This window comes from Clavibacter sp. VKM Ac-2872 (genome assembly GCF_015351105.1).
Taxonomy (GTDB): Bacteria; Actinomycetota; Actinomycetes; order Actinomycetales; family Microbacteriaceae; genus Clavibacter.
This window is the reverse complement of sequence record NZ_JADKRR010000001.1, coordinates 2,031,479-2,049,437: the sequence shown is the minus strand read 5'-3', so window position 1 is coordinate 2,049,437 and position 17,959 is coordinate 2,031,479. Positions and strand designations below refer to the sequence as shown.

Annotated in this window: 14 protein-coding genes; 9 read left to right on the top strand and 5 right to left on the bottom strand. The window is 72.0% G+C overall.

Going from position 1 to position 17,959, the window contains the following annotated elements; translation table 11 throughout:
* Positions 1–46 precede the first annotated feature (46 nt).
* A complete protein-coding gene (locus ITJ40_RS09645) occupies positions 47–589 on the top strand; it encodes a MerR family transcriptional regulator (RefSeq protein WP_012038569.1) in 543 nt (180 codons plus the stop codon).
* 90 nt (positions 590–679) lie between these two features.
* Here ITJ40_RS09645 and ITJ40_RS09640 read toward each other — a convergent pair whose 3' ends face one another.
* Positions 680–1,492, bottom strand: a complete 813-nt coding sequence (locus ITJ40_RS09640) for a ParA family protein (RefSeq protein WP_012038568.1) — start codon at positions 1,490–1,492, stop codon at positions 680–682.
* A gap of 79 nt (positions 1,493–1,571) precedes the next feature.
* Between ITJ40_RS09640 and ITJ40_RS09635 the strand changes: the two genes are divergently transcribed.
* From ITJ40_RS09635 to ITJ40_RS09625, 3 genes are read left to right on the top strand one after another with little or no spacing between them, the layout of a single operon-like run.
* Positions 1,572–4,973: a pyruvate carboxylase gene (locus ITJ40_RS09635; RefSeq protein ID WP_194666790.1), complete on the top strand. Its 3,402-nt coding sequence runs from the start codon at positions 1,572–1,574 to the stop codon at positions 4,971–4,973.
* Between the two features lie 15 nt (positions 4,974–4,988).
* A complete protein-coding gene (locus ITJ40_RS09630; RefSeq protein ID WP_194666789.1) occupies positions 4,989–6,455 on the top strand; it encodes a mycothione reductase in 1,467 nt (488 codons plus the stop codon).
* A gap of 34 nt (positions 6,456–6,489) precedes the next feature.
* Positions 6,490–6,981, top strand: a complete 492-nt coding sequence (locus ITJ40_RS09625; protein ID WP_043586449.1) for a peptide deformylase — start codon at positions 6,490–6,492, stop codon at positions 6,979–6,981.
* Positions 6,982–7,030: 49 nt separating this feature from the next.
* On the opposite strand, the gene ITJ40_RS09620 is transcribed toward ITJ40_RS09625, so the two are convergent.
* Positions 7,031–8,857: an AMP-dependent synthetase/ligase gene (locus tag ITJ40_RS09620; protein WP_194666788.1), complete on the bottom strand. Its 1,827-nt coding sequence runs from the start codon at positions 8,855–8,857 to the stop codon at positions 7,031–7,033.
* Between the two features lie 132 nt (positions 8,858–8,989).
* Between ITJ40_RS09620 and ITJ40_RS09615 the strand changes: the two genes are divergently transcribed.
* The 3 genes from ITJ40_RS09615 to ITJ40_RS09605 all read left to right on the top strand — a co-directional run bounded on the left by ITJ40_RS09615 (position 8,990) and on the right by ITJ40_RS09605 (position 12,153).
* Entirely contained in the window at positions 8,990–9,955 is a 966-nt protein-coding gene (locus ITJ40_RS09615; protein WP_194666787.1) for an ROK family glucokinase, read from the top strand.
* Positions 9,956–10,033: 78 nt separating this feature from the next.
* Positions 10,034–10,723 carry a 1-acyl-sn-glycerol-3-phosphate acyltransferase gene (locus ITJ40_RS09610; RefSeq protein WP_086507413.1) on the top strand — a complete coding sequence of 230 codons (690 nt, stop codon included), beginning with the start codon at positions 10,034–10,036 and terminating at the stop codon, positions 10,721–10,723.
* A 59-nt stretch (positions 10,724–10,782) separates the two neighbouring features.
* Positions 10,783–12,153 carry a class II 3-deoxy-7-phosphoheptulonate synthase gene (locus tag ITJ40_RS09605; RefSeq protein WP_194666786.1) on the top strand — a complete coding sequence of 457 codons (1,371 nt, stop codon included), beginning with the start codon at positions 10,783–10,785 and terminating at the stop codon, positions 12,151–12,153.
* 80 nt (positions 12,154–12,233) lie between these two features.
* Here ITJ40_RS09605 and pknB read toward each other — a convergent pair whose 3' ends face one another.
* Together pknB and ITJ40_RS09595 are read right to left on the bottom strand one after the other, a co-directional pair.
* Positions 12,234–14,183: a Stk1 family PASTA domain-containing Ser/Thr kinase gene (gene pknB, locus ITJ40_RS09600; protein WP_194666785.1), complete on the bottom strand. Its 1,950-nt coding sequence runs from the start codon at positions 14,181–14,183 to the stop codon at positions 12,234–12,236.
* An 82-nt stretch (positions 14,184–14,265) separates the two neighbouring features.
* Positions 14,266–15,540 (bottom strand): LysM peptidoglycan-binding domain-containing protein, encoded by a 1,275-nt coding sequence (locus ITJ40_RS09595; protein ID WP_194666784.1) that lies wholly within the window; start codon positions 15,538–15,540, stop codon positions 14,266–14,268.
* Between the two features lie 212 nt (positions 15,541–15,752).
* On the opposite strand from ITJ40_RS09595, the gene ITJ40_RS09590 reads away from it, so the two are divergent.
* Entirely contained in the window at positions 15,753–16,094 is a 342-nt protein-coding gene (locus ITJ40_RS09590) for an Rv2175c family DNA-binding protein (RefSeq protein WP_086505910.1), read from the top strand.
* 49 nt (positions 16,095–16,143) lie between these two features.
* Here ITJ40_RS09590 and ITJ40_RS09585 read toward each other — a convergent pair whose 3' ends face one another.
* On the bottom strand, positions 16,144–17,265 hold the full coding sequence (locus ITJ40_RS09585) for a polyprenyl synthetase family protein (protein WP_194666783.1): 1,122 nt from the start codon (positions 17,263–17,265) through the stop codon (positions 16,144–16,146).
* A gap of 77 nt (positions 17,266–17,342) precedes the next feature.
* Between ITJ40_RS09585 and ITJ40_RS09580 the strand changes: the two genes are divergently transcribed.
* Complete coding sequence (locus tag ITJ40_RS09580; protein WP_194666782.1) at positions 17,343–17,738, top strand: DUF3040 domain-containing protein; 396 nt, start codon at positions 17,343–17,345, stop codon at positions 17,736–17,738.
* Positions 17,739–17,959: the final 221 nt, after the last annotated feature.

Below are 17,959 nucleotides of genomic sequence, written 5' to 3'. Positions count from 1 at the left end.
GCGCGAACCCCACCGGGGCGAGCGCTGAGGGGTGGAAGGCAGAACGATGAGCGACTCCACCCCGGACTCCGGGCGCTACGACCTCGGTCTGCTCTTCACCGACGGCCTCCCGGAGATGGACGCGAGCGCCGGCTACCGTGGTGCCGTGGCCGCGCGTGCCGCGGGGATCACCTACCGCCAGCTCGACTACTGGGCCCGCACCGGCCTGGTCGAGCCCACCGTCCGCGGGGCATCCGGCTCCGGCACGCAGCGCCTCTACGGCTTCCGCGACATCCTCGTGCTCAAGCTCGTCAAGCGCCTCCTCGACACCGGCATCTCCCTGCAGCAGATCCGCACCGCCGTGAACCAGCTCCGCGAGTCCGGCGTCGTCGACCTCGCGCAGACCACGCTCATGAGCGACGGCGCCAGCGTCTACCTCTGCACCAGCAACGACGAGGTCATCGACCTCGTGAGCCGCGGTCAGGGCGTCTTCGGCATCGCCGTCGGCAAGGTCCTCCGCGAGGTCGAGCACTCCCTCGTCGAGATCGACACGCAGACCGTGGATCCCACCGACGAGCTCGCCGCGCGTCGCGCCGTCAAGGCGTCCTAGACCCGAGCCCGGGTCGGCGGTACTCCCGCCCGGCCTCGGAGACGACGAACGCCGCCCCTCGAGGAGGAGCGGCGATCGGGAGCGGACGGGTCAGCGCGCTGCGTTCTCCGCGTAGTCGCCGATCTTCGCCGTGCGCATGATGCGCTCGAGCAGCTGGTCGAAGTTGCGCGCCATCTCCTGCGCGCTCTCGCCGGGCCACACGTGCAGCGGCTTGGCGGCGCCCTGCGCCTGCTGGAGCGAGGTGCGCTCGGGCAGCTGCGGGCTCAGCACGAGCGGGCCGAACATGTCGCGGAGCTCCTTGATGCGGAACTGGTGCTCCAGCGACTGGACGCGGGCGCGGTTGACGATGATGCCGAGGGGCTGCAGGCGCGGGGAGAGGCCGCGGCGGATCTCCTCGATGGCGCGCAGCGCGCGGTCGGCGGCGGCGACGGAGAAGAGGCCGGGCTCGGTGACGACGGTGACGCGGTCGCTGGCCGCCCACGCGGTGCGCGTGAGGGCGTTGAGCGAGGGCGCGCAGTCGATGAGCACGAGGTCGTAGTCGGCCTCGACGTTCGCGAGGGCCTCCTCGAGCTTCCAGATGTCGCGGATGCTGGGGTGCGGTCCGTCGAAGTTGATGGCCGACGGGCTGCCGATCATGACGTCGATCGTGCCGGGGCGGCCCTTGGTCCACCCGCTGGGCGCGATGGCCGCGCGGACGATCTTCTCCTTGGGCGAGGCGAGGACGTCGGCCACGTTGAGGTGCCCGGCGACCTGGATGTCCATGCCCGTGGACACGTCGGCCTGCGGGTCGAGGTCGACCACGAGGGTCCTCAAGCCGCGGGAGAAGGCGGCGGACGCCAGTCCCAGGGTCACTGTGGTCTTTCCCACGCCCCCCTTGAGGGAGCTGACGCTCAGTACATGCACGTGGGAGAGGCTACCGTCGATACTCTGGGAAGACCTAAACGCGGGGGTGCCCGAGCCCCATCCGACGAGAGGCCCCGCCATGTTCGAGAAGATCCTGGTCGCCAACCGCGGGGAGATCGCGATCCGCGCGTTCCGGGCCGCCGTCGAGCTGGGCGCCCGCACGGTCGCCGTCTACCCGCACGAGGACCGGCACTCGCTGCACCGGCTCAAGGCGGACGAGGCGTACCTGATCGGCGAGGAGGGCCATCCGGTCCGCGCGTACCTCGACGTCGACGAGATCATCCGCGTGGCGAAGGAGTCGGGCGCCGACGCCATCTACCCGGGGTACGGCTTCCTGTCGGAGAACCCGGACCTGGCGCGCGCCGCGGCGGCGAACGGCATCGTTTTCATCGGCCCCGACGCCGGGGCGCTCGAGATGGCCGGCAACAAGGTCACGGCCAAGGAGCACGCGACCGCGGCCGGCGTGCCGGTGCTCGCGTCCACGCCGCCGTCGACCGACGTGGAGCTGCTGCTCGAGCAGGCGGCGGGCATCGGCTTCCCGATCTTCGCCAAGGCCGTCGCGGGCGGCGGAGGCCGCGGCATGCGGCGCGTCGAACGCGCGGAGGACCTGGAGGACGCGCTCCGCGCCGCGATGCGCGAGGCGGACAGCGCGTTCGGCGACCCGACCATGTTCCTCGAGCAGGCCGTGCTCCGGCCGCGGCACATCGAGGTGCAGATCCTCGCCGACGCCACGGGGGAGACCGTGCACCTCTTCGAGCGCGACTGCTCGGTGCAGCGCCGGCACCAGAAGGTCGTCGAGATCGCGCCCGCGCCGAACCTCGATCCCGCGATCCGCGACGCCATGCACGCGCACGCCGTCGCCTTCGCGCGCAGCATCGGCTACGTCAACGCCGGCACGGTCGAGTTCCTGCTCGACACCGACGGGCCGCGGGCGGGCCAGCACGTCTTCATCGAGATGAACCCGCGCATCCAGGTCGAGCACACCGTGACCGAGGAGGTGACGGACGTCGACCTCGTCCAGTCGCAGATGCGCATCGCGGCGGGGGAGACCCTCACGGAGCTCGGCCTCCGACAGGACGCGATCGTGCTGCGCGGCGCGGCGCTGCAGTGCCGGATCACGACGGAGGATCCCACCCAGGGCTTCCGGCCGGACACCGGCAAGATCACGACGTACCGCTCGCCGGGCGGCGGCGGGATCCGCATCGACGGCGGCACGGTCGCGACCGGCGCGCAGATCAGCCCCCACTTCGACTCGATGCTCGCGAAGCTCACGTGCCGCGGCCGCGACTTCCCGGCCGCCGTCACACGCGCCAAGCGCGCCCTCGCCGAGTTCCGGATCCGGGGCGTGTCCACGAACATCCCGTTCCTGCAGGGCGTGCTCGACGACCCCGACTTCCAGGCGGGCGACATCAGCACGTCCTTCATCGACGAGCGTCCCGGCCTCGTCCGCAGCAACGTGTCGAAGGACCGCGGCACGAAGATCCTCAACTGGCTCGCCGACGTCACCGTCAACCAGCCGAACGGGCCGCGCACCGCGGTCGTCCGGCCCGCCGACAAGCTGCCCGACGTGGACCTCCGGCTGCCGGCCCCCGCGGGATCCCGCCAGCGGCTCCTCGAGCTCGGACCGCGCGGCTTCGCCGAGGCCCTGCGCGCGCAGACCGCCCTCGCGGTCACGGAGACGACCTTCCGCGACGCCCACCAGTCGCTGCTGGCCACGCGCGTCCGCACGCGCGACCTGGTGGCGGTGGCCCCGTACGTCGCGCGCACGACGCCCGAGCTCCTCTCCGTCGAGGCCTGGGGTGGCGCCACCTACGACGTGGCGCTGCGCTTCCTCGGGGAGGACCCGTGGGAACGGCTCGCGTCGCTGCGCGATGCGCTCCCGAACGTCGCGATCCAGATGCTGCTGCGCGGCGCGAACACCGTCGGCTACACGCCGTACCCCACCGAGGTCACCGACGCGTTCGTGCGGGAGGCGGCGGCCACGGGCGTCGACGTGTTCCGCATCTTCGACGCGCTCAACGACGTCGAGCGGATGCGGCCCGCGATCGACTCCGTGCTCGCCACCGGCACCACGGTCGCCGAGGTCGCCCTCTGCTACACGGGCAACCTGCTCGACCCGTCGGAGGAGCTCTACACGCTCGACTACTACGTGCGGCTGGCCGAGCGCAGCGTGGCGGCGGGCGCGCACATCCTCGCGATCAAGGACATGGCCGGGCTCCTGCGTCCCGCCGCCGCCGAGAAGCTCGTCACCGCGCTCCGCCGCGAGTTCGACCTCCCCGTCCACGTCCACACGCACGACACCGCGGGCGGCCAGCTCGCGACCCTGCTGGCGGCGAGCCACGCCGGCGCCGACGCGGTGGACGTCGCGAGCGCGCCCATGTCGGGCACCACGAGCCAGCCCTCGGCGTCCGCGCTCGTCGCCGCCCTCGCGGACACCGAGCGCGACACGGGCCTCTCGCTCGACGCGGTCAGCGACCTCGAGCCGTACTGGGAGGCCGTGCGCCGCCTGTACCGGCCGTTCGAGTCCGGGCTCGCGGGGCCGACCGGGCGCGTGTACCGGCATGAGATCCCGGGGGGCCAGCTCTCGAACCTCCGGCAGCAGGCGATCGCGCTCGGGCTCGCCGACGACTTCGAGCTGATCGAGGACATGTACGCCGCGGCCGACCGGATCCTCGGCCGGATCCCCAAGGTCACGCCGTCCTCGAAGGTGGTCGGCGACCTCGCCCTCCAGCTCGCGGCCGCGAAGGCCGATCCGGCCGACTTCGAGCGGAACCCCCAGGACTACGACATCCCCGACTCGGTGGTCGGCTTCATGGCCGGCGAGCTGGGCGACCTGCCCGGCGGCTGGCCGGAGCCCTTCCGCACCCGCGTGCTCCAGGGACGCGACGTGCGCATCGGCGTCACGCCGGTGTCCGCCGAGGACCGCGCCGCCCTCGAGGTGCCGGGGGCCGCCCGGCGCCGCACGCTCAACCACCTCCTCTTCCCGCAGCCGACGGAGCAGTTCGAGACCATCCGCGAGCTGTTCGGCGACCTCTCCGTGCTCGACACGGACGACTACCTGCACGGCCTGCGCCCGGGGCAGGAGCACGCGGTGCGGATCAGCAGGGGCGTCGAGGTCCTCATCGGGCTGGAAGCCGTGGGCGACGCCGACGAGTCGGGCATGCGCACCGTCATGGTCGTCATGAACGGCCAGCTCCGCCCGGTGTTCGTGCGCGACCGCGGCATCGCCGTCACGACCGCCGTCGCCGAGCGCGGCGACCCGACGAACCCCGGCCACGTGTCGGCGCCGTTCTCCGGCGTCGTCACGCTGAAGGTCGAGGAGGGCCAGGTCGTCGCCGCCGGCCAGCCCGTCGCATCCATCGAGGCGATGAAGATGGAGGCGGCCATCACGTCGCCCGTCGCGGGACGCGTCGCGCGCCTCGCGGTGCCGACCACCCAGCAGGTCGACGCGGGCGACCTGCTCGTGGTCGTCGAGCAGTAGGAGATGAGCCAGGACATGACGGACCGAGACCCGCAGCAGGACGAGCGCTACGACCTCGTGATCGTGGGGGCCGGATCCGGCAACTCGATCGCCGACGAGCGCTTCGCCGACCAGCGCGTGCTGCTCGTCGACGACGGCGAGCACTTCGGCGGCACGTGCCTCAACGCGGGCTGCATCCCGACGAAGATGCTCGTCCACGTGGCGGACGTGGCGGCGGAGACGCGCGACGGCGCCGCCCTCGGGATCCGCGCGTCGGTCGACGCCGTGGACTGGCCCGCGATCAGCGCGCGCGTCTTCGGCCGCATCGACGCGATCAGCGAGGGCGGTCGCGAGTGGCGCGAGAGCGGGATGGAGAACGTCACGCTGCTGCGCGAGAGCGTCGGCTTCGAGGCCCCCGGCGTGCTCGTCTCGGCGAGCGGCCAGCGCATCCTCGCCGACCGCATCGTGCTCGCGGCGGGCTCCCGCCCCCGGCCGCTGCAGGCCGCCTACGCGCCCGATCCGGACATCCACGACTCCGACTCGATCATGCGGATCGCCGAGCTGCCCGCCTCGCTCCTCATCGTCGGCGGCGGCTACGTCGCGGCCGAGTTCGCGCACGTATTCAGCCACCTCGGCGTCCACGTGACGCAGGTCGCCCGGTCCGCCCACCTGCTCGGCAACCTCGACGCCGACGTCTCGACGCGCTTCACCACGCTCGCCCGCACGCAGTGGGACGTCATCACCGACTGCGAGGTCGAGGAGATCGAGCGCGACGGCGACGTGCTCCGCTCGCGCCTCGCCTCCGGCCACCTGGTCGAGACGGAGGCCGTGCTCGTCGCGCTCGGCCGCGTCCCCAACACGGACACGCTCGCCGTCGCGAACGCGGGCTACGACCTGCACGATGACGGCCGCATCGTCGTGGACGACCGGCAGCGCGTGCTCGCGGGCGGCGAGCCGGTGCCCGGCGTCTTCGCGCTCGGCGACATCAGCGCCGACCACCAGCTCAAGCACGTCGCCAACCACCAGGCCCGCGTCGTGCAGCACAACCTGCTGCACCCGGACGACCTCGTCGGGGGAGCGCCCGGTCCCGTGCCGCAGGCGGTCTTCTCGCGCCCGCAGATCGGGTCCTTCGGCCTGACCGAGGCGGAGGCGCGCGCGGCCGGACCCGTCGTCACGATCGAGCAGCCGTACTCGTCCACCGCATGGGGCTGGGCGCTCGAGGACACGACGTCGTTCTGCAAGCTCGTGGTGGATCCGCGCGACGGCGGCACGCTCCTCGGCGCGCACATCATCGGCTCGGACTCGGCGGCGCTGATCCAGCCGCTCCTCCTGGCCGCGAGCCTCGGCCACCGGGTCACCGGTCTCGCGCGTGCGCAGTACTGGCCGCACCCGGCCGTGACGGAGATCGTCGAGAACGCGCTGCTCGCCGCCGAGTCCGCGGTGGCCGACTGGGCACGGGAGAATGGGCGGGGCGACGCGCCCGCGGGGGCCGGTCGATCCTGACCCGCCGCCGAATGAGGACCCACGGAAGCAGAGAATGACTGAACGACAGATCCGCCTGTTCGGCGATCCGGTGCTGAAGACCGTCTCCTCGGAGATCCACGAGATCGACGAGGGCGTGCGCGCCCTGGTCGAGGACCTCCTCGACAGCGTGCGGCCCGACGGCCGTGCCGGGGTGGCCGCCGCGCAGATCGGCGTCAACCTCCGGGCATTCAGCTACAACGTGGGGCCGGCGTTCGGCTACGTCCTCAACCCCGTCATCGAGGAGCTCCGCGGCGAGGCCGTCCTCGTCGACGAGGGCTGCCTCTCGGTGCCGGGCCTCTGGTTCCCCACCATGCGCCACCCCGAGGCCGTCATCTCGGGACTCGACCTCGACGGGAAGCCCGTCCGCATCGAGGGCACGGGCGTGCTCGCGCAGGCCTTCCAGCACGAGGTCGACCACCTCGACGGCCTCGTCTACCTCGACCGGCTCGACAAGCAGCGCCGCCGCGAGGCCATGAAGCAGGTCCGCGAGTCCGACTGGTTCTGACCCCGCCCGCTCCGTCGACCCGCGCGCTCGCGCGGGTCGACGGCGTCGGTCAGTGGACCAGCGAGTGCCCCTCGGTGGTCGGCGCCGCCTCGTAGATCCGGGTGATCACGTCGGCGAAGGCGTCGAGCACCACCTGGCGCTTGATGCTCAGCTTCGGCGTCAGGTGCCCGGCCGCCTCGGTCAGCTCCACCGGCAGCACGACGAACTTGCGGATGGACTCGGCGCGCGACACCGTCGCGTTCGCCGCGTCGACCGCGCGCTGCACCTCGGCGAGCACCGCCGGGTTCTGCGAGGCCTGCTCGAGCGACATGGCCGGGTCCTGGCCGTTGTTCCCGAGCCAGACCGTGAGCATCTCCGGATCCAGCGTGATGAGCGCCGAGATGAACGGCCGCCGGTCGCCCGCCACCACGACCTGCCCGACGAGCGGGTTCGCCCGGATCGGGTCCTCGAGCGCGGCCGGGGCGACGTTCTTCCCGCCGGCGGTCACGATGATCTCCTTCTTGCGGCCCGTGATCGTGAGGTAGCCGTCGGCGTCGTAGCTGCCGAGGTCGCCCGTGCGGAACCACCCGTCGTCGAAGACCGCCGCGGTCGCCTCCTCGTCCTGCCAGTAGCCGTCGAAGACGTTGACGCCCTTCACCTGGATCTCGCCCTCGTCGGTGATGCGCGTGGTCACGCCGGGCATGGCCGGGCCCACCGTGCCGATGCGGAAGCCCCTCACGAGGTTCACGCTCACGGGCGCCGTCGTCTCCGTGAGTCCATAGCCCTCGAGGATGGTGAGGCCGAGCGATCGGTAGAAGTGCCCGAGCCGGAGGCCCAGCGGCGCGGACCCGCTGACGGCGAAGCGCACGCGCCCGCCCATCGCCTGCCGGATCTTGGAGTACACGAGCGCGTCGAAGACCTTGTACTGCAGCTTCAGCGCGAGCGGCACGGATCCGGCGTCGACCGCGACCGAGTGCGCGTACGCGACGTCGGCCGCCCGGCGGAAGATCTTCCCGCGGCCCGCGCCCTCGGCCTTCTGCTCCGAGGAGTTGTAGACCTTCTCGAAGACGCGCGGGACCGCGAGCAGGAACGTGGGCCGGAAGGACGCGAGCGCGGGCAGGAGCTGCGTCGTGTCGGCCTGGTGCCCGGTCTTCACGCCCGCCTGCACGTTGAGGATGGAGATGAAGCGCGCGAACACGTGCGCCGTCGTGATGAACAGCAGCGTCGAGGCGCCGACCTGCACGACCTCCTCCATCGCCACCTCGGCGTTCCGCGCGAGCTCCACGAAGTTCGCGTGCGTGAGGATGCAGCCCTTGGGCCGGCCGGTGGTCCCGGAGGTGTAGATGAGCGTCGCCATATCCGAGCCGACCGCGATGTTCCGGCGTCGCTCGATCTCGGCGTCCGGCACGTCGACGCCCTGCTCGGCGAGCTTGTCCAGGTCGCCGAGGTCGATCTGCCAGACGCGGCGGACGGCGGGCAGCTCCGGGTGCACCTCGTCGAAGCGGGAGAAGTGCTCGGCGGACTCGAGGATCATGGCGACGCTGCCCGAGTCCTGCATGTTCCAGTGCACCTGGCCGGGGGAGGAGGTCTCGTAGACCGGCACGAGGACGGCTCCGGCGAAGAACACCGCGAAGTCCACGAGCGTCCACTCGTAGCGCGTCCGGCACATCATGCCGATGCGCTCGCCCGGCTCGATCCCCGCGGCGACGAGTCCCTTCGCGAGGGCGACGACCTGGCGGTGGAACTCGGACGCCGAGACGTCGCTCCACCCGCCCGACCCGTCCGGCAGCGCGAACAGCGGAGCGTCGGGGCTCGTCCTCACGCGGTGCACCAGGACGTCGGTGATGTTGTCGTCGGGTCTCGCCTCGACGACGGCGGGCATGGTGTGCTGTTCCACGGCAACTCCCTCGGTACCGGAAATGGATGTGATCAGACTACGGGCCGGGCCCGCCGGGCGCTCGTCCCCGGTCGGGGGCGTCCGGCGCGTCAGTAGGATCGACGGGCGAGACGATGAGGAAGGGCCCGCGGAGTGCATGCAGTAGGGATCGACATCGGCGGGACCAAGATCGCGGGAGCCGTGGTCGACGAGCTCGGCGTCATCACGGCGGAGGAGCGCACGCCCACCGAGGCGAGCAGCCCCGACGCGATCGTCGAGGCCGTCGTCGGGATGGTCGCGCGGCTCCGTGCCCAGCATCCCGACGTCGTCGCGGTCGGCGTGGCCGCGGCCGGCTTCATCGACGCCGCGCAGTCCACCGTCTACTACGCCCCGAACATCAACTGGCGCAACGAGCCGGTGCGGGAGAAGCTGCGCGGCCGCATCGACCTCCCCATCGTCATCGAGAACGACGCGAACGCCGCCGGGTGGGCCGAGTTCCGCTACGGCGCGGGCCGCCTGGTCAGCGACATGGTGACCCTCACGATCGGCACGGGCGTGGGCGGCGCGATCGTCGCCGACGACCGGCTCTTCCGCGGCGGCTTCGGCGCGGGCGCGGAGCTCGGGCACATGCGCGTCGTGCCCGACGGCCTGCCGTGCGGCTGCGGCGCCCGCGGATGCATCGAGCAGTACGGATCCGGCCGCGCGCTCCTGCGCACCGCCGACGAGCTGGCCGACCTCGGCGGGACGCACGGGGAGGGCCTCGCCGCCCGCCGCCGCGAGGTGGGGACGCTCACCGGCCACGACGTCAGCGACCTCATCCAGGCCGGCGACCCCGGCGCGCTCCTCGCCCTCCGCCGCCTCGGCGGCTGGCTCGGCGAGGCGGCCGCGAGCATCGGCGCGATCCTCGATCCCCAGATGTTCGTGATCGGCGGCGGCGTCGCGCAGGCGGGCGACCTGCTGCTCGACCCCATCCGCGAGGCGTACCTCGCGCACCTCCCGGCCCGCGGCTACCACCCGGAGCCCGAGTTCCGCATCGCCGAGCTCGTGAACGACGCCGGCGTCGTGGGCGCGGCCGACCTCGCCCGACGTCACGCCGCCGCGTTGCACCACGGGGCCTGAGCCCGGGCGCCGGCCTGCGGCGTCGCGCCGCCCCGGCCGCCTATGCTGGATGCGACCCCACCCGGAAGGTGACCGACGATGTTCTACTGGTTCATGAAGAACCTGGTCGCCGGACCCCTCCTCCGGAGCACGTTCCGACCGTGGGTCACCGGGCTGGAGAACATCCCCGCCAAGGGCGGCGTGATCCTCGCGAGCAACCACCTGTCGTTCATCGACTCGGTGTTCCTGCCGCTCCTGGTCGACCGCAACCTCGTCTTCCTCGCGAAGAGCGACTACTTCACCGGCACCGGCCTCAAGGGCTGGGCCACCAAGATGTTCTTCACGGCCACGGGCATGCTGCCCATCGACCGCTCCGGCGGCAAGGCGTCCGAGGCGTCGCTCAACACGGGCCTCCGCGTGCTCGCCGAGGGCCGCATGCTCGGCATCTACCCCGAGGGCACCCGCAGCCCCGACGGGCGCATGTACCGCGGCCGCACGGGCGTGGCGCGCATGATCCTCGAGGGCGACGTCCCGGTCGTCCCGATCGCGATGATCGACACCGAGAAGGTCATGCCCATCGGCACCCGCATCCCGAAGGTCCGGCGGATTGGTGTGGTCATCGGCGAGCCGCTAGATTTCAGTAGGTTCGCCGGCCTCGAGGGAGACCGCTTCATCCTCCGCTCCATCACCGACGAGATCATGTACGAGCTCTCGAGGCTGAGCGGCCAGGAGTACGTCGACGTCTATGCGACCTCGGTCAAGGAGAAGCGCGCGAGCGCGGCCCGCTGACCGACGCCCGCACCGCCTCCACCGCGCACCACGCGCACGACACGAACCGGGATCCCACCGTGGCCTCTGAGCACCTCGTCCCCGCCCATCCCGACGTCCTCGCCGGCCTCGACCACTGGCGCACGCTCGAGGTCAAGCAGCAGCCGCAGTGGCCCGACGCCGCGGCCGTCCACGCCGCGTCCGCCGAGATCGCCCTGCTGCCGCCCCTGGTCTTCGCCGGCGAGGTCGACCTCCTGCGCTCGCGCCTCGCCGCCGCCGCGGACGGCCGCGCGTTCCTCCTCCAGGGCGGCGACTGCGCCGAGACCTTCGCGGGCGCCACGGCGGACGCCATCCGCAACCGCGTGAAGACCGTGCTCCAGATGGCCGTCGTCCTCACCTACGGCGCGGCCATGCCGGTCGTCAAGATGGGCCGCATGGCCGGCCAGTTCGCGAAGCCCCGCTCGAGCGACTCGGAGACGCGCGGCGACCTGACGCTGCCCGCGTACCGCGGCGACATCGTCAACGGCTACGAATTCACGCCGGAGTCGCGCGCCGCGGATCCCGCGCGCCTCGTGAAGGGCTACCACACGGCCGCCTCGACGCTCAACCTCATCCGCGCCTTCACGCAGGGCGGCTTCGCCGACCTCCGCGAGGTCCACAGCTGGAACAAGGGCTTCGCCGCGAACCCGGCGAACCAGCGCTACGAGCAGCTCGCGCGCGACATCGACCGCGCCATCAAGTTCATGGAGGCCGCGGGCGCCGACTTCGACGACCTCAAGCGCGTCGAGTTCTACACCGGCCACGAGGGGCTCCTCATGGACTACGAGCGCCCCATGACGCGCATCGACTCGCGCACGGGCACGCCGTACAACACGTCCGCGCACTTCATCTGGATCGGGGAGCGCACGCGCGACCTGGACGGCGCGCACGTCGACTTCCTCTCGCGCGTCCGCAACCCGCTGGGCGTCAAGCTCGGACCGTCCACCACGCCGGAGACGGTCCACGAGCTCATCGAGAAGCTCGACCCGGACCGCGAACCCGGCCGGCTGACCTTCATCACGCGCATGGGCGCGGGAAGGATCCGCGACGCCCTCCCGCCCCTGCTCGAGGCCGTCAAGGCGTCGGACGCGAACCCGCTCTGGGTCACCGACCCCATGCACGGCAACGGCCTCACCACGCCCACCGGCTACAAGACGCGGCGCTTCGACGACGTGGTGGACGAGGTGCAGGGCTTCTTCCAGGCGCATCGAGCGGCGGGCACGCACCCGGGCGGCATCCACATCGAGCTCACGGGCGACGACGTCACCGAGTGCCTGGGCGGATCCGAGCACATCGACGAGGCCACGCTCGCGACCCGCTACGAGTCGCTGTGCGACCCGCGGCTCAACCACATGCAGAGCCTCGAGCTCGCGTTCCTCGTCGCGGAGGAGCTGGCCGCAGCGCGCAGCTGACCCCGCCCGCACGATGATGCCCCGCCGCCGTCGAGGCGACGGGGCATCGTCATGCCTGGTCCGCGGTGGTGAGCGCCGGATCAGCCGGAGGCAGTGATGCCGAGGTTGACGGTGGACCCGCGGCGGACCATGGCCCCCGCATCCGGGCTCGCCGACGCGACCTTCGTGATGCTGTCGGGCAGGGCATCCCAGAACGCGGAGTACGCGTACTTGAAGCCCGCCTTGTCGAGCTCGGCCTTCGCTCCATCGCGCGTGAGGCCGACGACCTTCGGAACCGCGACGAGGTCCGGTCCCTTGGAGATCTCGAGCCCCACCTTGCTCCCGGGGGCGTCGCCGAGGCCGGAGCGCACCGGGTTCTGGTCCAGCTGGTAGACCGAGATGACCTCGCCCGCGTCGACGTCGTCGCTGAAGCTCTGCTTGCCCGCCTCGCCGACGAGTCCCGCCTGGGCGAGCGTGGCGACGGCCTGGTCCACCGAGCGCCCGGCGACGTCGGGGATCCGACCCGCGGCGACCACCAGGGTCACGGGCTGCTGTTCCGGGTACTGGGCGCCGAGCGGGGCTCCCGAGGGGTCGAGCACCTGCACGACGGTGCCCGGGGCGGCGTCGCCGTACTGCTTGATGGTCGCCTCCTGCACCACGAAGGGCACGCCCTCCAGGCGCGTGCGGGCGTCCGCCTCGGCGGCCCCGGCCACATCGGGCACGTCGAGCAGCCTCGGTCCGGTCGAGGCGTAGACGGTCACGGTGGAACCCTGGTCGACGGGCGTCCCCGATGCCGGGACGCTGCGGGTCACGTGCCCCACCTCGACGTCCACGCTCGGCTCCTCGGCGCGCGCCACGACGAAGCCCTGGCCCTGGAGCGTGCCCGCCGCGTCGTCGACCGCCATGGCGGTGACCTGCGGCACGGGGATCCGCGCGCCCGGACCTTGGCCGTAGTACCACCCGGTGCCGCCGGCGAGGGCGGCGAGCATCACGACGAGCAGCGCCAGCATCCAGCCGCGCGAACGTCGGCGCGATCCGGCGGCGGCGAGCGCGACGACGGACTCCGGCTCGGTGCGCTCCGTCTCCTGCCGCGTCATCACGGGCGGACCGCCCACGACCTGCGTCTCGCCGGTCGTGACGGAGGGGAGGGCCGGTGCGCTCGGGAAGACGACGGTGCGCTGGAGCGGAGCCGGATCCCCTGAGCGGGCGTCCAGGCGGTTCTGGACGGCGTAGAGCTCGTCCAGGAGCGCCCGGGCGTCGCGCGGCCGCTGCTCGGGATCCCGGGCGGTCGCCCACAGCACCAGCTCGTCGAGCTCGACCGGCACGGACGCGTTGGCCGTGCTGGGGGTGGGCACCTGGTCGTTCGCGTGCTGGTACGCGATCTGCATCGGCTGCTCGCCCTTGAACGGCTGCTCGCCGGCGAGCATCTCGTACATCATGATGCCGACCGCGTAGATGTCGCTGCGGGTGTCCGCGATGCCCCGGGTGACGAGCTCGGGGGAGAGGTACGCGATGGTGCCGAGCAGGGCCTGCCCGGTCGCGGTGTTCGCGCTGACGGCGCGCGCCAGGCCGAAGTCGCCGATCTTGATGCGCCCGTCGTCGGCGAGCAGCACGTTCTCGGGCTTCAGGTCGCGGTGCACGATGCCGGCCTTGTGCGCGGCGGCGAGGCCCGAGAGCACGGCCTCGAGGATGTCGAGGGTCTGCTCGGGCGTCAGCCGCTCGTACTCCTGCAGCAGCTCGCGCAGCGTCATGCCCGGGAGGTACTCCATGACGAGGTACGCCATGTCCGAGTCCTGGCCCTGGTCGAAGACGTTCACGACGTTGGGATGCGCCAGCCGCGCGGCCGAGCGCGCCTCCTGGATGAAGCGGTCGCGGAACGCGCTGTCGTCGGCGAGGTGCCCGTGCATCACCTTGACGGCGACGCGGCGCTCCAGCCGGAGGTCGGTCGCCACGTAGACCGTCGCCATGCCGCCGCGCGCGATGCGGGACCTGACCTGGTACCGACCGTCGAGGAGACGGCCGATCATGGGGTCGGTCGGGCTGGAGGTCACTGGATGATTCTAGGGATCGCCGGTGCCGGGGCCTCCCCGGCACACCGGTGCGCCGCCCGGCGGGTGCGCCTGCGGATCGGCGTCAGCCGATCTCGTCGAGCCAGGCCCAGGCGGAGGCCTCCCACTTGGCGTACGCGTCGGGGTACGCGGAGTACTGCACGGCCTGCGCCGCCTGCGTGACGGTCATGGACTTCCATCCGGCGATGTCGAGGAGCCCGGCGGTGAGGCCGGGGTTGGGGTTCAGGGGGCCGCCGAAGAACGCCCGCGCCGCGTAGCGGGTGTCGTGGAGCTGGTCGGGCGTGCCCCATCCCTGGCTCGGGCGCTGCTGGAACAGGCCGATGGAGTCGCGGTCGCCCCAGTCGAGGTTGCGGAGGGTCGACTCCTGCGCGGCGGTCGCGAGCGCGATGACGAGCCCGTAGTCGCTCACGCCGACGGAGCGTCCGACCTCGACGATGGTGCGCGCGTTGCGACGCATCTCGTCGGTCATGATCGTCGTCCCGTTGAGCGACGCCACCTGCACGACGGAAGCCGATGCGTGGGGGATGGTCAGCGTCCTGCCCGCGTAGATGATGCTCGACCAGTTGAGGCCGTTGGCGTTGAGGATGTCCTGCACGGTGACGCCGGACTCCTTCGCGATGCTGTGCAGCGTGTCGCCGGTCTCGATCGTGTAGGTGCCGGACAGCCCCTCCTTCGCGGCAGGGGAGGCGCTGGCGGGCACGGAGGGCGCGGCCGGCGCCGCGGTGGATCCGGCGCCGGGGATCGTGAGGCGGTTGCCGGGGAAGATCGTGCTGGTGGCCTGGAGGCCGTTCGCCTGGAGCACGGAGGACGCCGACACGCCGTGCCGTCCGGCGATGCCCGAGACGGTGTCGCCCGCGACGACGGTGTAGCTGGCGCCCGATCCCGTGGACGCCGCTGCGGGCGCCGACGACGACGCCCCTGATCCGCCGAGCGTGAGCGTCTGGCCGGGGAAGATCGTGGTCTTCCAGCCGAGGCCGTTCTGCGCGAGCACGGATGCGGTGGAGAGGCCGTAGCGTCCGGCGATGCTGGCCACGGTGTCTCCCTGCTCGACCACGTACGTCGAGGGAGCGGCCACGGTGGGCGCCGCCGTCGGGGCGGCCGTCGGAGCCTGTACCCGGGGGAGCTTGGTCTGCGTCGGACCGGACTTGGCCTTGGGCACGCGCTTGACGGGGGCCGCCTCCGCGGGCGTCGCCATGCCGAGGCTCACCGCGAGGGAGCCGACGAGCACGATGGGCATCGTCGCGAGCAGCGCCTTGGAGCGGCGATTCGCCGAGCGTCCGTTGGCGGCGTCCGCGGACCGGTGGGGGTCGCGAGGGGAAGTGGGTTCGCTCATGGGCATGCTGGTCTACTCCGGCCGTCGTGCTCGATTCCCTGATGCAGGTGTTCCACGTTAACACGCAGGTAGAGAAAAGAACACATAAGGGACGCATGTGACTGGAGTGAACAGCGACACGCCCCTTCGGCGGATAGGCAGGCGCGCGTCGCCGCCGAACGCCTCGGTCGCCGGCCGCCCGTTCCCCGGTCGACCCGGGACGTGCCAGCATGTGAGTCGTGAACGAGCCCTATGCCGACCGTGAGTGGTTGACCGTCCCCGATCTCGTCGACCTCCTGGGTCTCACCGTCAGCCGCGTGCGCCGGCTCATCGAGGACAGGCGCCTCCTCGCGGTCCGCCTCGACGGCGTGCTGAAGGTGCCGGCTGTCTTCCTGCGAGACGGCGAGCCGCTGTCCGAGCTGCGTGGCACGATCATCGTGCTCGGCGACAACGGCTTCACGGACGAGGAGGCCATGCACTGGCTCCTCACCGAGGAGCCGAGCCTCGGAGCGGCCCCCGTCGACGCCCTGCTGGCCGGGCGCAAGGCCGAGGTGCGTCGGGTCGCGCAGGCCAGCGCCTGACCGACGCACGCCTGGTCCTCGGCCTGCCGCCGCGCCGCCCCTGTCGCGCTCAGGTGACGCGGCGGGTGACGCTGTCGACGAGCAGCTCGAGCTGATTTCTCGCCCGGGCGCTGATCGGGGCATCCCGCAACGCCGCCAGGGACTCCCGCACGTGGCGGGCGATCATCCCCTCGACTTCGTCGAGGGCGCCGCTCTCGCGGAGGATCGACTGGAGCGCGCGGATCTGCTCGTCGTCGAGGTCCGGATCACCGAGGAGCGCGTCGACCGTCCGGCGAACCCCGTCTGGCAGGCGACGGCGGGCCAGCGCGATGAGGACCGTGCGCTTGCCCTCGCGGAGATCGTCGCCGCTCGGCTTCCCGGTCACGGCGCTGTCCCCGAAGACGCCGAGCACGTCGTCGCGCAGCTGGAACGCGACGCCGAGCGGCAGCCCCACGGCGCGGAGGGCGGCGACCTGCTCGGGCGTCGCCCCGGCGAGGCTCGCCCCCACGACGAGCGGCGCCTCGATGCTGTACTTCGCGGACTTGTAGACGATCACGTTATGGGCGCGGGCGAGCGTGTCGTCCTCCGGCACGGTCGGCCACGCGACCTCCTCCAGCACGTCGAGGTACTGGCCGAGCGTGACCTCGGTCCGCATCGTCGCCAGCTCGGCGCGCGTGGCGCGGGCCGCCGACCCGTCAGCGAGCGCGAGGAGCGAGTCGATGAGGAGCTCGTCGCTCCACCCCAGGAGCAGGTCGCCGAGGAGTATCGCGCCCGCCTCGCCGAAGTGCGGCGAGGACCCGACCCAGCCGCCGGCGGCATGCAGCGCCTCGAAGCGCCGGTGGGCGGCGGGTCGGCCGCGACGCGTGGAGGACCTGTCGATGATGTCGTCGTGCACGAGCGCAGCGGCATGGAAGATCTCGAGGCCCGCGGCGACGCCGACGACGGCGCGGTACCCCGGTCGCTCCTCGCCCTGCGGGCGCCCCGCGGGCGAGGGCTCGAGGTCGATCACCGAACGCCATCCCCAGTAGCAGAACTGCGCGCGGAACCGCTTCCCGCCTCTCAGCAGATCCGAGGAGAACTCCTGGATGGGCACAAGATCCGGGCTGATCTCCCGCAGTCCCGCCGCCTGCGCCGTCAGGAAGTCGTCGAGGCGGGTCTGGACGTGGCTGACGAGGCGGTCGCTTTCGGGCACTCGCCTAGCCTAGCCAGGGGCAGGGAGCTAGAATTCACGAGTGAATACCAACGCGTCGTCCCGAGCCTGAGGGGAACATGATGCCGCTTTCCGAGCAAGAGCAGCGCCTGCTGGAGGAGATGGAGCGCAGTCTCTATCACAACGACGCAGACTTCGTGGCGACCGTCAGCGGTCGCCGCAGCAGACCGAACTACACGATGGTCGTGGTCGGGGTGCTCGTCATCGTCCTCGGCATCGCCGCGCTGGCCGCCGGCGTCATCACCAAGCTGGCCATCATCGGCATCCTCGGCTTCGCGATCATGATCGTGGGCGCGCTCCTCATCTTCAGCCCGCGTGAGGCGGCTGCCGGTGCTTCGTCCCCGGGTGCGCCTCGATCGCCCGGCCGCGGCGCCGGGAAGCGACCCTCCTCCTCGTCCTCATTCATGGACCGCATCAACGATCGCTGGGAGAAGCGCCAGGGCGGTCAGGACTGACCTCCCGCTGAGGCGGTCCTCCACCGCCCTCCACTCGACCCGAAGGGGCCGATCCCGAACCGGGATCGGCCCCTTCTCCTGTCCCCTCCACCGCCCATATCCCTCCCCAGCGCCCCGCCGGCCGTCCTCGGACCGCCCGTGGGGCACTTCTGCGTGCCCGCGGCGCGCCGGTCGTCACATTCCCCTCCACATCCCTCCCCGCGAGAAGGGCCAGCAGATCA